12 protein-coding genes are annotated in these 14,276 nt (G+C 69.7%); 3 read left to right on the forward strand and 9 right to left on the reverse strand.

Annotation, left to right across the window (positions count from 1 at the left end; translation table 11 throughout):
• Positions 1-33: 33 nt before the first annotated feature.
• The 7 genes from EOD42_RS04505 to EOD42_RS04535 form a co-directional block, all read right to left on the reverse strand.
• Positions 34-2,814 (reverse strand): ATP-dependent DNA helicase, encoded by a 2,781-nt coding sequence (locus EOD42_RS04505; RefSeq protein WP_240654884.1) that lies wholly within the window; start codon positions 2,812-2,814, stop codon positions 34-36.
• Between the two features lie 18 nt (positions 2,815-2,832).
• Positions 2,833-3,681, reverse strand: a complete 849-nt coding sequence (locus EOD42_RS04510; RefSeq protein WP_240654887.1) for a DMT family transporter — start codon at positions 3,679-3,681, stop codon at positions 2,833-2,835.
• Positions 3,682-3,683: 2 nt separating this feature from the next.
• Positions 3,684-5,375 (reverse strand): polysaccharide biosynthesis/export family protein, encoded by a 1,692-nt coding sequence (locus EOD42_RS04515; protein WP_127786253.1) that lies wholly within the window; start codon positions 5,373-5,375, stop codon positions 3,684-3,686.
• Positions 5,365-6,486 (reverse strand): capsule biosynthesis protein, encoded by a 1,122-nt coding sequence (locus tag EOD42_RS04520; RefSeq protein ID WP_127786254.1) that lies wholly within the window; start codon positions 6,484-6,486, stop codon positions 5,365-5,367. Before EOD42_RS04520 ends, EOD42_RS04515 begins: the two co-directional genes overlap by 11 nt.
• 85 nt (positions 6,487-6,571) lie before the next feature.
• A complete protein-coding gene (locus EOD42_RS04525) occupies positions 6,572-7,225 on the reverse strand; it encodes an ABC transporter ATP-binding protein (RefSeq protein WP_127786255.1) in 654 nt (217 codons plus the stop codon).
• 13 nt (positions 7,226-7,238) lie between these two features.
• A complete protein-coding gene (locus EOD42_RS04530) occupies positions 7,239-8,069 on the reverse strand; it encodes an ABC transporter permease (protein ID WP_127786256.1) in 831 nt (276 codons plus the stop codon).
• Between the two features lie 2 nt (positions 8,070-8,071).
• Complete coding sequence (locus EOD42_RS04535; RefSeq protein ID WP_164867778.1) at positions 8,072-8,464, reverse strand: DVU3141 family protein; 393 nt, start codon at positions 8,462-8,464, stop codon at positions 8,072-8,074.
• Between the two features lie 139 nt (positions 8,465-8,603).
• Here EOD42_RS04535 and EOD42_RS04540 point away from each other — a divergent pair, with 139 nt between their 5' ends.
• Positions 8,604-10,025 carry a capsular polysaccharide export protein, LipB/KpsS family gene (locus tag EOD42_RS04540; RefSeq protein WP_164867779.1) on the forward strand — a complete coding sequence of 474 codons (1,422 nt, stop codon included), beginning with the start codon at positions 8,604-8,606 and terminating at the stop codon, positions 10,023-10,025.
• On the forward strand, positions 10,022-10,792 hold the full coding sequence (locus EOD42_RS04545; protein WP_127786259.1) for an SDR family NAD(P)-dependent oxidoreductase: 771 nt from the start codon (positions 10,022-10,024) through the stop codon (positions 10,790-10,792). Before EOD42_RS04540 ends, EOD42_RS04545 begins: the two co-directional genes overlap by 4 nt.
• Positions 10,793-10,794: 2 nt before the next feature.
• On the opposite strand, the gene EOD42_RS04550 is transcribed toward EOD42_RS04545, so the two are convergent.
• Both EOD42_RS04550 and rnd read right to left on the reverse strand, forming a co-directional pair.
• Positions 10,795-11,163, reverse strand: coding sequence for a PH domain-containing protein (locus EOD42_RS04550; protein WP_127786260.1), 369 nt, complete (start codon positions 11,161-11,163; stop codon positions 10,795-10,797).
• A gap of 23 nt (positions 11,164-11,186) precedes the next feature.
• Positions 11,187-12,368, reverse strand: coding sequence for a ribonuclease D (rnd, locus tag EOD42_RS04555; protein ID WP_127786261.1), 1,182 nt, complete (start codon positions 12,366-12,368; stop codon positions 11,187-11,189).
• Between the two features lie 110 nt (positions 12,369-12,478).
• Here rnd and aspS point away from each other — a divergent pair, with 110 nt between their 5' ends.
• Positions 12,479-14,266 (forward strand): aspartate--tRNA ligase, encoded by a 1,788-nt coding sequence (gene aspS, locus EOD42_RS04560; protein WP_127786262.1) that lies wholly within the window; start codon positions 12,479-12,481, stop codon positions 14,264-14,266.
• The last annotated feature ends 10 nt before the right edge of the window (positions 14,267-14,276 follow it).

Here is a 14,276-nt window from a genome sequence, read left to right on the forward strand (position 1 = left end):
GGTGGGGTGCAGGGGCAAAGCCCTTGCCGGGGGTCAGGGGGCGGAGCCCCCTGTGCTCTCTTCCCGCAGAAACGCCTCCGTCTCCGCCACTGCTTCCTTCAGTGTCACCCGGCGCGGTTCGACCGGCAGGCCGGCCATCAGGCGGCTGGGCGCGCGGGGGTCCAGCAGGACGAACACGCCCTTGTCCTCGCCGCGCCGGATGAGGCGGCCGAAGCCCTGGCGCAGGCGGTGGCGCGCCTCGGCGTCGTCGTATCCCTTGGGGTAGCCGCCGGAGAGGTGGATGCGCCGTTCGCGGTGCAGGATGGTGGGGCGCGGCCAGGGCACGCGCTCATAGACCAGCAGCCGCAGGGAGCGGCCGGGCACGTCCACGCCATCTCGCATCGCGTCGGTGCCGAGCAGGCAGGAATCCTCCTCGGCGCGGAACACGTCCACCAGGGTGGAGTTGTCCATCGCATCCACATGCTGGGCGTAGAGGGGAATGCCCTCCGCCAGCAGGGGCGGGGCGATCAGGCGGGCCACTTCGCGCAGGCGGCGGATGGCGGTGAACAGCCCCAGGCCGCCACCGCCCGAGGCCAGGAACAGCGCGCGCATGGCGCTGGCCACCTGTTCGGTGCGGCTCTTGTCCACATCGGTCACGACGAAGGCGCGCGTCTGGGACTGGTAGTCGAAGGGGCTGGGCACCGCCGCGCGGATGGCGGGCATGGCCAGGTGGCCGGCGCCGGTGCGGGCTTCGGCGGCGCGCCAGGCGGCTTCCTCATCGGCGTTGGGGGCGCGGTCGCGCAGGGTGGCGCTGGTGATCAGCAACCCATGGGCCGGGCCGGCAAGGTCGGTCGCGAAGGGGATGGTCGGGTCCAGCCAGTGGCGGCGCATGCCGGCGTCGACGTCGCGCGCCTCGCGCCGGGTCAGTTCGAACCAATCCACCATGCGCGGGCGGGTGCCGGGCTCAGGCACCACGGTCATGCCCTTCAGCATGCCGCGCCAGGCCGCCAGCGGCATCAGCCCGCGCCGTTCCAGCCCGCGGATCGCGGTTTCCAGCTTGATCCGGTCGGAGGTCTCCAGTTCCTCCGGCGCGTGGTCGATGCGTGATTGCAGGGCCTGGCACAGCTTCTTCAGCGGGTCTTCCAGGGCCGACAGGGCCACATCCAGCAGGCGGCCGGTTTCCTCCACCTCCGGGTTCAGCGGGTGGACGTCGGCCTCCAGCCCGTATTGCCCGTCATCCTCGGGCGCGCGGGCCAGCACCTGGGCGCGCACGGCGGCCAGGAAGGCCTCGGTGGGGTTGCTGGCGCCGGTGCCCTCGGCCATGCGGGTCTGCCAGAAGGGCCCCGGCAGGCCCTGGGCGGCGTGCAGGGCGGCCAGCAGGGGGCCGGTCACGTCCTCGCCGGACTCCTCCACCAGATCCTCGATGCGGCGTTGCAGCCCCTTGGCGCGGCTGCGCCCGCCCTCGGCACCCAGCAGCCAGCGGCGCAGCTCGGCGGTCTCGAAGCCGGTGATGGCGGCGGAGAAGGCGCCGTCGGCGGCGTCGAAGATGTGGTGCCCCTCATCGAAGACGTATCGCAGCGGCTTGCCGTCCTCGCCGCCGCCGAGGGCCGCCTGCACCATCACCAGCGCGTGGTTCGCCACCACCAGCCGGGCATGGCGCGCGCGGCGGATCGAATGCTCGACGAAGCACTTCCGGTAATGCGTGCAGGCGGAGCGGATGCACTCGCCGCGCCGGTCCGGCAGGTGGCCGATCACGCCCACGCCGAACACCTCCGTCATCCAGCCGGGAAAGTCGCCGCCCAGGATGTCGCCCTCACGCGTGTGGGTGGTCCAGCGCGCTGCCAGCGCCAGGGGCAGCACGCTGTCCTTCAGCGTCATCTGGCCCTGCACTTCCTCCAGGTTCAGCAGGCACAGGTAGTTCTCGCGGCCCTTGCGCAGCACAACGCGGGCGCGGCGTTCCTCGGGGTCCGGGTAGAGGCGCGCCAGTTCCTGGTCCAGCTGCCGTTGCAGGTTGCGGGTATAGGTCGAGAGCCAGACCGGCGCGCCGTTGCGCTCGGCCCACAGGCTGGCGGGCGCGATATAGCCCAGCGTCTTGCCGGTGCCGGTGCCGGCCTCGGCCAGCACCAGGCGGGGCTCGCCCTCCACCTCGCGCGGCTGGAAGGCCATGGCGGCGGCGGAGGCATAGTCGGCCTGGCTGGGGCGCTGCTCGGAGCCTTCGCCCAGGATCTCGGCCAGGCGCTGGCGGGTCTCGGTGGCGGTGATGCCGTGGCTGGCGGGCGGCGGCGGGGGCGCGTCGTCCTCCCATTCCGGCAGGCGGCGCCAGGGGCGGAAGGCGTTGCGGTCGGGCTTGGCGTCCGGCGTGCCCAGCGCGGCCAGCACGGAATCGGCCCAGGCCCAGTTGATGGTGGCCTTCAGCTGGGCGGCCATGGCGGCCGCATCGGCGCCCGCCGCGCTGTTGCGCGTTTCGGCCAGGGCGCGCAGCAGCTTGGTCGCGATCTCGGGCAGCAGGGCGGCGGCGTCCGCGTCCTCATGCGGGGGCGTCAGGCCCAGGGCGGCGGCCAGGCCGCGCGGCGTGGGGGCAGCCAGCCGCGCCGGCAGGGCGAAGGCGAACAGCTCCAGCAGGTCATAGCTGTCGAGGAAGGGCGGGATGTCCAGCCGCCGCGCGGTGGCTGGGGCGTGTACCAGGATCGGCGGCGGGTGCAGGGCCAGTTCGCGCTCGATCTCGGCCCCCTGCAGCACCATCAGCTCGCCATCCGGCGTCAGCAGGGTGGCGCGGCCGGGCCCGGCCACCAGGGCGGGCGAGTCAGGCAGCAGAAGGCGGGGGGCAACGGGCACCTGCAGTATATAGCGCGGCTAACGCTTCCCTGCACTGCGGGCCAGGTACAGGCTGGCCCCCAGCATCAGCGCGACACCCGCCGGCAGGCCCCAGCCCGGCACCTCGCTGAACACCAGCCAGCCCCAGAAGGCGCCGGACGGGATCTGCACATATTCCATCGGGGCCAGCAGCCCGGCATCGGCCCGCCGCGCGGCTGCGGACACCATGTAGTCACCGATCACCGAGGCCAGCGTGCCCACGACCAGCAGCGTCAGCGCGCCCAGGCTGGGCGTGACCCACAGCCAGGCCGTCAGCGGCGCCCAGAACACCACGCTGGCCACCGCATACCAGGCGATGACGCGCATGGGGGGCTCGGTCGGCGCCAGCTTCTTCACCGAGATCAGCACCAGCGCGCCCGAGATGCCCGCCCCCACGGCGGCGGCCAACCCCCAGGAGATGTGCCCGCCCGGGTCCGCGATGACGATGACGCCCGCGAAGCCCACCAGGGCCGCCACCACGCGGTCACGCCTGAGCTTCTCGTTCAGCAGCACGGCGGCCAGGCAGATGGCCCAGATGGGGCGAGCCTGCCCGATGGCCACCGCATCGGCCAGCGGCAGCAGCAGCAGCGCCAGCATGGAGCACTGGAAGGCCACCAGCCCCGCGGCGCAGCGCCAGGTCATCAGCCAGGGCCGCCGCGTGGCCATGCCGGACACGCCCACCCGCAGCAGCCAGGGCAGGATGATGATGAGGGTGATCGCGCCACGCGCGAAAGGGGCCGCCGGTGTCGGCAGCCCCTCCTGCAAGGCGACGCGGTAGCACATGCCCATGGCCGAAAAGAAAAGGGCGGCGCCGGCCATCAGCGCCATGCCCTGCAACGGTTTGGACAAGGTCAGAAGTTCTGCAGCGACCTCGCGGCGTAGGCCAGCTGGAACACGATGGAGCTGAAATCCGTGAACAGCTGGATCACGCGCCGGTCGAGGTGCGGAAGCGCGATGAGCTCGTCACCCGGCCGCAGCGGCTGGGTGGCGTCCAGCACCAGCTCGCCGCTCGCGCGGCGGATCATCAGGGAAGAGGTGTTGCCGCGCGGCGAGAGGCCGCCCGCCTGGCGGATGTAGTCCGCCGGCACCAGGTTCTGCTGCCACAGGATGGCGCGCGGGGCATTCACCTCGCCCGAGACCAGGATGGTCTGGCTGCGCTCGGGGATGACGATCACGTCGCCGTCCTCAAGCCGCACGGGCGCGCAGTTTCCGGTCGAATCCATCACCACCACCAGCCCGTCGGGACGGGTGCGGCGGGCGCGCTGGATGTACTGGCCGACCAGATTGGCTTCGGCCGTGCGGATCTGCGACACGCCGGTGGTGGGAGAGGTGGCGAGGAACAGCTGGCGTTCCAGCCGGTCCAGCGTTTCCTCCATGGTGCGCTGCTGCTGGGCCGCCACGCGCTGGCGCAGCAGGAACACGCCCTGGGTGTTCGCGAGCGAGGGGTCCACCGCCACATAGTCGAGCAGGGTGCAGAGCTGCGTGTCCCGATCGGCCACCAGCACCGAGGGGCCGATGCGGCTGCCCTCGATCGTCACGCGGATGGTGCGCGCGGGCGCGTCGGTGATGAAGCTGACCGTGTCCTGGTCGCCCAGCTGGGCGGAGGAAAGCTCACCCAGCGTGACATAGCGGCTGAAGGGGCGGCCGCCGCGGCTGCCCTGGATCACGGCATTGGTGGCCGCCGGCAGCGGGCGGGAATATTCCACCAGCTCACGCCCGGTCATGGCGCGGCCCGGAACCTCGAACAGGAAGTTGTTGCGCACGGCGCCGTCCGCGCCCACCAGCGCGCGCTGGCGGCCGACGACGATCGTGTCGCCCTCCTGCAGGCGCAGGGCCGGCAGGCGGCCCTCGATCAGGAAGTTGTAGAGGTCGACGCTGGCGACATTGGCCCCGTTCCGGCGCACCACGATATCCCGGTAGGACCCGCGAGAGGGGTCGACGCCGCCGGCGCGCACCAGGAAGTCGATGACGGAATCGGCGGCCGAGCCGCCGAAGCGCCCGGGCGTCTTGACGAAGCCGGTGACGAACACGCCGATGCGCTGCGTGGACAGCAGCACGGCATAGACGTTCACCTCCTGCGTGTAGATGCGGCGGACCTCGCCCTCGACCGTGCGCTGCAGGTCTCCGGCGCGGGTGCCGGCCAGGCGGACCGGGCCGATCTGCGGCAGGAACAGCATGCCCGCGCTGTCGACCTGGCCAGTCACCTCGGCCTCCGTCGCGCCCCAGACGCGGACGGACACGCGGTCACCGGGAGTGATGACGTAGTTGGGGTTCGGTGCGTCGGAGGTGGCCGTCGCGTTGTTGGTGAACAGCGCGGAGCCGAACACGGCGGTGGCCGGGCCCGGGTTGCGCTGCCCGGCGCCCAGCGGCAGCACGGCCTGCGCCCCGGCCTCGGCCTCGGTCGCGGAGCCCACGCGGTTGGTCTGGCGGGCCCCCGCCTCGGCGCGCCCGGGCGCCAGATCCTGCGCGGGCTGGGCGTGGACGAGCGCGGGCAAAAGCGCGGCCGTCAGCGCGGCCGCCATCAGAAGCTTGTTACGCAGCATGTTCCTTGACCCCCGCGATCAGCAGCCAGCCCAGACCGTAGACAACGGAAAGGCCGATGAAAGTATAGAGAATGGAGAGAAAGCGCTTCGGATAGAGGCTATATTCCGCCAGGTTCGGCTCGACCACCCGCTGCAGGAAGATCTGCTGCCGCAGGGTGCTGTTCAGCGCCGATTCCAGGCTGGCGGTCGCGGTCGTCAGCTGCCGACCGGCGAATTCAAGCTCCAGCCGCAGCCGCTCATAGGCCGCGACCTGGGCGGTGAAGCCGCGGTTGTCGCCGGCGGAGGTACGGCCGCGCTCTTCCTCGATCTGGGCTTCCAGCGCCTGGATTCGGTTCTGCAGCACCGCGATCTGCGGGTTGTTGGGCCGGGCATAGCCCTGGAGGGTCTGAAGCTGGCTGCGGGTCTCGGCCAGCGTGCCCTGCAGCCGGCCGATGGTCTCGACCGCGATGCCGGCGGAACGCGTGGGATCGAGCTGGCGCTCACGCTCCCGGAACTGGGAGATCGCTTCGGTCGCGTCGGCGACGCGCTGCTCGGCGCGCGCCACTTCCTGGCGGGCGCCCGTGATGGTGTCCTGCTGGATGCGGGAGTTCAGGCCGTTCACCAGGCCCTCGCTCATCTTCAGCAGCGCCTCGTTGATCTGCAGGCTGTCCGCCGGGCGGAAGCTGCGGACCTCCAGCGTCGCGATGCCGGAGGTGGTGTCGATCTGCGCCGTGACCATGCCGCGGTAGAAACGCAGCAGCCGCTCGGCCGGCGGCGTCTCATACCAGTGCCGGGACCAGAGATCAGATTCCGGACGGCGGAACATCGCCACCAGGTCCATCTGCTGGCGCAGCTGCTGGACCGCATCATGGGAGGTGATGAAATCCTTCACCATCACCGCGTCCTCGGGCGCGGAGCGGAAGCCCGCGCTGTTCAACGCGTCCGTCAGGGCGGAAAGGCCCGAGCTCTGGGTGCGGGAACGAACGACGAAGCGGCTTTCGGAGACATACTGGTCGGCGGCGACCAGATAGAAATAGGCGGCGACGACCAGCGTCGGCAGCAGCACGAAGAACCAGTAGGGATGCCGCCGCACCCATCCGCGCAGTCGCTCCACCGGGCCGGCCGGCTGCACCTCAAGCGAGCCGAAGCCGCCGAGTACGAGCCCGTTTTCGGTCGATGGGCGCGAGGCGATCTTCCGGCCGCGACCGGAAGTGGCCTCAGAGCCTTTCGTAGATGGAGATAGCCTCGTCCAGATCTTCATAAAAGGCGAGTTTTCCCTGCTGGAGAATGGCGGCGGAGGTACAGAGGTCACGGAGGATGCCGGCGGAGTGCGTCACCAGGATCATGGTGCTGCGGTCTCGCCGTTCCTCCATCGCGTTGCGGAAGCGGGACTGGAAACGGGCGTCACCCGCGGCGATCGCCTCATCGACCAGGTAGCAGTCGAAGTCGATGGCCATGGACATGGCGAAGGCCAGGCGCCCGCGCATACCCGAGGAATAGGTATTCACCGGCTTGTACATGTGGCTGCCCAGCTCGGCGAAGGCCTCGACCTCCTGTTCCATCTCATAGGGGTCGCGGCCATAGATGCGGGCGACGAAGCGCGCATTGTCCGCCCCGGTGATGGAGCCATGGATGGCGCCGGTGAACCCCAGCGGCCAGGAGATGCGGAAATCCGGATCATGGCGGAAGCTGCCGCTCTTGGGCTGAAGTCGGCCGCCCAGCACCTTGATCAGGGTGGATTTGCCGGCGCCGTTCCGCCCCAGGATGCCCACGGCGTCGCCCCGCCAGAAGGTGGCGTTGACCCCGCGCAGGACCATGTGCTCCCGCCCATGCACCTTGTACCCGGCCCAGACATCGCGCAGCTCCATCATCGGCGTCTGTCGCTCAGACGTCGGCCAAGTAGGGGTATTTGTTGCCTGCGGCGCGCAGGCAGAACAGCCCGAAGAAGTTCGCGGCGATGACCGAGCTCACCATGAAGGTCATGTCGTAGTGATAGGGCACCATCGGGCCGAAATGCCCTTCGCGGATATATTCGAACATGTTCATCGTCGGGTTCAGCATCATGATGGCCTGCATGTCGGACGGGAACCACCAGATCATGCTGAAGGCGCCGACGAGCGGGATCATCAGATAGGTCATCGGGTGGGTCACGCGGTCCACTTCCTCCGTGCCGATCACCGTCGCGGCCGTGATCGCCATGGAGACGCCGTGGCAGAACAGGCCGATCAGCAGCACACCCAGGGAAACCTGCGCGGGATTGTCCGGGAAGGTGCCGGTGAAGACGCCCACCAGATACAGCAGGAAGTTCTGCACGAACAGAACCGACAGGATTTCCAGCGCGTTGCGGGCGATGATCACGTCCAGGTAGGTGACCTGCTTGTGGAAGAACAGGGGCGCATTGCCCAACAGCGCGCTGCCCGAGCGGTTGATGATGCCGCGGAACAGGTAATAGGGGACGTAGCCCGTCAGGTAGAAGCTCGGGATGTCCATGTCGCCCGGCAGGTGATGGCCGAGCACCGTGTGCAGGCCGGCGATGCAGGCGGCGAGCAGCATCGGCTCGAAGAACATCCAGACATAGCCGCCGTGATGGCGCCCGAACCGGGTATGCAGTTCGCGGAGCAGCAGGGCGCCGATGACGCGCAGCTGCAGCTGGAGCGCGGCGTGGAAGCGCCGCAGGCCGGATGGCGCGGCGATGGGGCGCTCACCCGCCTGCATGGTCAGATACCGCCGCCGCGCAGCAGCGGCGGCGTCAGGTGCGAGCCCTCGGGGCCCGCGCAGACCAGTTGCGTGCGCTCCTGCAGGCCGGAACCCAGGATCACCTCACGGCAGTTGCGACCGGAGGCGGCGGCGTATTGACGCTGCACGCGCGCCCGGACGGATGTGCCGTCGGCCAGGGTGACCATGCTCTCGGTGCCCGGGGTCGCGGCCAGCGCGAAGACGGCCAGCGGGTCGGTCGGCGGGGCGGGGGTGGCGATGGGGGCACCCAGGGGCGCGGGCACCGCCGCGGAGGTCAAGCCGGCGCCCACGCTGCTGAGGGTGTCGCAGCCGATCAGGGGCAGCACGGCCAGCAGCAGAAAGCCGCGCGAAAGGCCAGTTCCGGTTCGCACCATTCCGTAACACCTCATGTAACAGGGCGGCGATACAGCCCCGGGTTGCGCTGACACGCAAATGCAGGTTGGCCATCGCCGCCGCGCCCTTATACAGGAAGCCGTGGAAAAGCACGACATATTGCACCGCCCACAAATTGGTGTGCCGGCGGCACTGCTGCGGCGCTGGCCACATCTGCCGGGCTTTCTGCCCGACTATGCCGTGGTGCCGGGGGCCGGGCCGGGCCTGGTCGCGGGCGAGATCCTCGAGGAGCCCTGGACCGCCCCCGCCTTCGCCGGGGCGCAGCGGCCGGTGGCCCTCGTTTTTCCGGGCCTTCCCCGCACGGAAGCCACCCCCGACCCCGATCTGCTGGCCGCCATGCTGGGCTGCGACCCCGCGCCCCTGGCCGCCGCGCTGCCCTATACCCGCTTCGCCTGCCCCTTTACCGGCCGCCCCCTGGCGGCGGAGGAGGCGGTGGCCATCCTGGCGCTGTGGCGCGGCCGGGCGGCGGAAAACCATCGTGTGAAATTCCTGCTGCACATGCAGAAGTGGAAGCGGCGCGACATCGGCCATGTGTTCGGCACCGGCGCCGGGCACCCGCCCTTCGCCGAAACTCCCGCCGAGGCGATGCGCCCGGGCGCCGTGGTCGCCGCCTGGGCCGCGCGCGTAACGGCGCAGGATGAGGCCCTGGCCGCCCGTCAGGGCACCGAGATCTGGCGGGTGGAGGACGGGTTCCTGCGCTCGGTGGGGCTCGGGGTGAATTTCGCCCCCGCTGCCTCGCTGGCGGTGGACCCGTTGGGCATTCATTACGATCCGTCCCGGCCATCCCTGCTGGAGACGATCCTGGCGCAGACCGACTTCACACCCGGCCTGCAGGCCCGCGCGGCGGCGCTGCGGGGGGCGATCGCGGCCCGCAACATCACCAAATACAATGTCGCGGGCCAGGCCGTGCCCCTGCCCCCCAGCCCCGGGCGCGCCCGGCTGCTGGTGGTGGGGCAGGTGGAGGATGATGCCTCCATCCGGCTGGGCGCGGCCGAGATACGCACCAACCTCGGCCTGCTGGCCGCCGTGCGCGCGGCCAACCCCGACGCGTTCATCGCCTTCAAGCCGCACCCGGATGTCGAGACCGGCTATCGCCGCGGCTACGTCCCTGACCGTGCGGCGCTGCGATACGCCGACACCGTGACACGCGCCCCCATCGGCGGCCTGTTCGGCCAGGTGCAGGCGCTGCATTCCATCACCAGCCTGGCGGGGTTCGAGGCGCTGCTGCGCGGGCTTTCCGTCACCTGCTGGGGCCGGCCCTTTTATGCCGGCTGGGGGCTGACGACGGACATGGCGCCGCCCCCGCGACGGGGCCGCGCGCTGAGCCTGGACGCGCTGGTGGCCGGCTGCCTCATCCTGTACCCGCGCTATCATGATCCGGTGACGCAACTGCCCTGCACGCCCGAGATCGTGCTGGCGCGCCTGGCTGATCCCGCCGCCTGGCCCGCCCTGCCGGCCGGCAGGCGGGCGTATCTGCTGTGGTGGAAGTTCCAGGGCCGCCTGCTGAAGCTGGCGCGGCAGACGGGGGTGTGGCGGCGATGAGCTCCATCGTGATCAGCGGTGCCTCTCGGGGGCTGGGGGCGGAGCTGGCGCGCGGCTGGGCCGGGCCAGGCGTGGCGCTGCACCTGATCGGGCGGGATGCCGTGGCGCTTGAAGGGGTGGCGGCGGACTGCCGCGCGCGCGGCGCCCTGGTGCACACCGCCCTGCTGGATGTGCGCGACGCCCCTGCCCTGTCGGCGCAGGTGCTGGCCTGGGACAATGCCTCGCCCTTCACACTGGTGGTCGCCAATGCCGGCGTGACCGGCGGCACCCGCCCGGACGGGTCGATGGAGGGCCATGACAGCACCCTGCGCGTGCTGGGCGTGAACCTGACCGGGGCGGTGAACCTGGTGGAGCCGCTGTTGCCTCGGCTGGTGGCGCGGGGCGCCGGGCGGCTGGTGCTGGTGTGCTCGGTCGCGGCATTCCGGGGCCTGCCGGACAGCCCGGCCTATTCCGCCAGCAAGGCCGGGCTCTGGGCCTATGGCGAGGCGCTGCGGGCGCTGCTGGCCCTGCGCGGCGTGGGGGTGACGATGGTGGCCCCGGGCTTCTTCCGCAGCGAGATGAGCGCGCGGTTCAAGGGCGGCCACCCGTTCGAGTATTCGGTGGAAGCGGCGGGGGCGAAGATCCGCCGCGCGGTGGCGCGCGGGGCGGGGCGCTGCGTGTTTCCCTGGGGGTTCGGGATGATGCTGCGGCTGCTGGAGCTGATGCCGGCGCCGGTGGCGGATAAGTTGACGAGGTTGTTCAGGTTCAGGGTTGATATCCAGCCCTGAGGCTACAGCGCATAGCCGGCGATGATGCGCGAGATCTCGGCCAGGTTGGTCTCGCCGGTGAACTCCAGCCTCACCGCGCCGAGACCGGAGAAATACATCTCAAGCTCGGAGTCCAGATCGAAGGTTCCCGCGGTTTCGACCGAAAAAACGACGATCTTGCTGTATGGCAGGGAAGTATAGTCGATCTTACGGCCGGTGATACCCTGCACATTGACCACGATGATGCGCTTGTTGGTAAATACGACGCCATCGCGCATCGCCTTGAACGAGCTGATGACCTGCTCTCCATTGATAAGCAGATCGGTTACTCGCTTGGCGTAGTCATCGTTCTTCTTGAGCTTGAAGACCGATCCGTTCTTGAAATCAATCATGGCGTCCCCTGGGTGACGGCGCTTCAGGCCGACGGAATCAGCTTCACCTTCCGCCCGTCCACGCCCAGCGCCAGCTTCCCGCCCTTCAGCGCCAGCGCGGCCTCACCGAACACCGTCCGCCGCCAGCCGGACAGCGCGGGGATATCCGGGTTTTCCTCGGTCGCCAGCCGGTCCAGGTCCTCGGAATTGGCCAGCAGCTTGGGGGCCACCTGGGCTTCCTCGCTTTTCGCGGCCAGCAGCACCTTCAGCAGCGCCACCAGCGCGGGGGATGCGCCCGGGCCACGCCGTTCTTCCTTCGGCACGGGCAGCGCGTCCTCGGGCAGCTTCTTCGCCTCGGCGATGGCGGCCAGCAGGCTGGCACCGGACTTGCCCTTGGCGAAACCTTCCGAGATGCCGCGCGCGCGGGCCAGCTCGGCCACATTGCCGGGGGTGGTGGCGGCGATCTCCAGCAGCGTCTCATCCTTCACCAGGCGCTGACGCGGAATGTTCACGCGCTGGGCCTCGCGCTCACGCCAGGCGGCGATGGCCTGCAGGATGCCCAGGAACTTGCGGTTGGTGGTGCGGGGGCGCAGGCGCTCCCACGCGCTGTCGGGGGCGGTGACATAGCCCGAGGGGTCCATCAGCGCGTCCATCTCGTCGGCCACCCATTCCAGGCGGTTCTCGCGCTTCAGCTGGGCGACCAGCCGTTCATAGATGACGCGCAGATGCGTCACGTCGGCGGCGGCGTAGTTGACCTGGGCGGGCGAGAGCGGCCGCGCCGACCAGTCGCTGAAGCGGTGCGCCTTGTCGATCTGCGCATTGGCCAGGCCGCGCGCCAGGCTGTCATAGCTCGCCTGGTCGCCATAGCCCGCGACCATCGCGGCCACCTGGGTGTCGAACATGGGGGTGGGCACGGCGCCAAAGCGCAGCAGGAAGATCTCCACATCCTGCCGCGCGGCGTGGAACACCTTCATCACGGCGGGGTTGGCCAGCAGATGGCCCAGCGGCTGCAGATCCAGCCCCTCGGCCTGGGTGTCCACCACCGCGATATCGTTGGCGCCGCCCAGCTGGACCACGCAGAGTTCGGGCCAGTAGGTCCGTTCCCGCATGAACTCCGTATCCACCGTCACGAAGGGTTCCTTCGCGAGCCTGTCGCACAGCTCCGCCAGCTCCATGCTGGTGGTGATGAACTGGGTGGGCGGGAATTCGGGGCGGCGAGGCTGCATGTTTTCCCGATTGGACCGAAGACGGGCGTGTTGCAAGACGTCACCGGGTTGACAGAGGCGGCTCTCTGCCGCCTCTAGGGCGCCTTCCGAGCAGTTCAGGGCCATCTCTTATGCACGCCTATCGCACCCATACCTGTGGCGCCCTCCGCGCCGAGCAGGCCGGCAGCACCGTCCGCCTCTCCGGCTGGGTGCACCGCAAGCGTGACCACGGCGGCGTGCTGTTCATCGACCTGCGCGATCATTACGGCCTGACCCAGTGCGTGATCGCCAGCGGCTCTCCAGTGTTCGCGGCCGCCGAGGCGCTGCGCGTCGAGAGCGTGATCACCGTGACCGGCGAAGTGGTGCTGCGCGACGCGGGGCTGGTGAACGACAAGCTGCCCACCGGCGCCATCGAGCTGCGGGTGAAGGAGCTGGTGCTGCAATCCGCCGCCGACGTGCTGCCGTTCCAGGTGGCGCAGGAGCAGGAGGCGCCGGAAGACATGCGCCTGCGCTACCGCTTCCTGGACCTGCGGCGTGAGCGCCTGCAGCGGAACATGATCCTGCGCGCGCAGATCATCGACAGCATCCGCCGCCGCATGATCGCGACCCAGTTCAACGAGTTCCAGACGCCGATCCTGACGGTCAGCAGCCCCGAGGGCGCACGCGACTTCCTGGTGCCGGCCCGCCTGCACCCGGGCAAGTTCTACGCCCTGCCGCAGGCCCCGCAGCAGTACAAGCAGCTGACCATGGTCGCGGGCTTCGACCGCTATTTCCAGATCGCCCCCTGCTTCCGCGACGAGGCCGGCCGCGCCGACCGCACGCTGATGTTCTATCAGCTGGACGTGGAGATGAGCTTCGTCACCCAGGAAGACGTCTTCACCACCATGGAACCCGTCATCCGCGGCGTGTTCGAGGAATTCGCCGAGGGCCGCCAGGTGGACGGGTCCGACGGCACCTCCTGGATCCGCATTCCCTATGCCGAGGCGCAGCTGAAATACGGCTCCGACAAGCCGGACCTGCGCAACCCGCTGGTGATCAGCGACGTGACCGAGCAGTTCAAGGGCTCGGGCTTCGGCCTGTTCGCCAAGATCGCGGCGAATGGCGGCGTGGTGCGTGCCATCCCCGCGCCGGGTGCGGGCGGCAACCCGCGCAGCTTCTTCGACAAGCTGAACGAATGGGCGCGCGAGAGCGGCGCCGGCGGCCTGGGCTACATCACGTTTGACGCCGAAGGCCCGAAGGGCCCGATCGCGAAGAACCTGGAAGCCGACCGCGCCGAGGCGATCCGCCAGATCTGCGGGCTGAAGGCCGGTGACGCCGTGTTCTTCGCCGCCGGCAAGGAAGCCGACGCCGCCAAATTCGCCGGCCAGACGCGCCTGCGCCTGGGCAATGAGCTGGGCCTGGTCGAGAAGAACGTGTTCCGCTTCTGCTGGATCACCGATTTCCCGTTCTATGAGCTGAACGAGGAAAACGGCCAGGTGGACTTCAGCCACAACCCGTTCTCGATGCCGCAGGGCGAGATGGAGGCTTTGGAAACCAAGGACCCGCTGACCATCGGCGCCTATCAGTACGACGTGGTGTGCAACGGCTACGAAATGGCCTCCGGCGCCATCCGCAACCACAAGGCGGAGATCATGGTGAAGGCCTTCGGCATCGCGGGCTACCCGCCTGAGACGGTCGAGGAGCGCTTCGGCGGCATGCTCAACGCCTTCCGCTACGGCGCCCCGCCGCACGGTGGCATGGCCGCCGGCATCGACCGCATCGTGATGCTGCTGGCCGATGAGCCGAACCTGCGCGAAGTGAACCTGTTCCCGATGAACCAGCAGGGCGAGGAGCTGATGATGGGCTCGCCGTCCGAGGTGGAGCCGATCCGGCTGAAGGAACTGTCGATCGAAGTGAAGATGCCGCCGGCGAAGAAGTAGGCGCTGCGGG

It is taken from the genome of Rhodovarius crocodyli, from assembly GCF_004005855.1.
Classification (GTDB): domain Bacteria; phylum Pseudomonadota; class Alphaproteobacteria; order Acetobacterales; family Acetobacteraceae; genus Rhodovarius; species Rhodovarius crocodyli.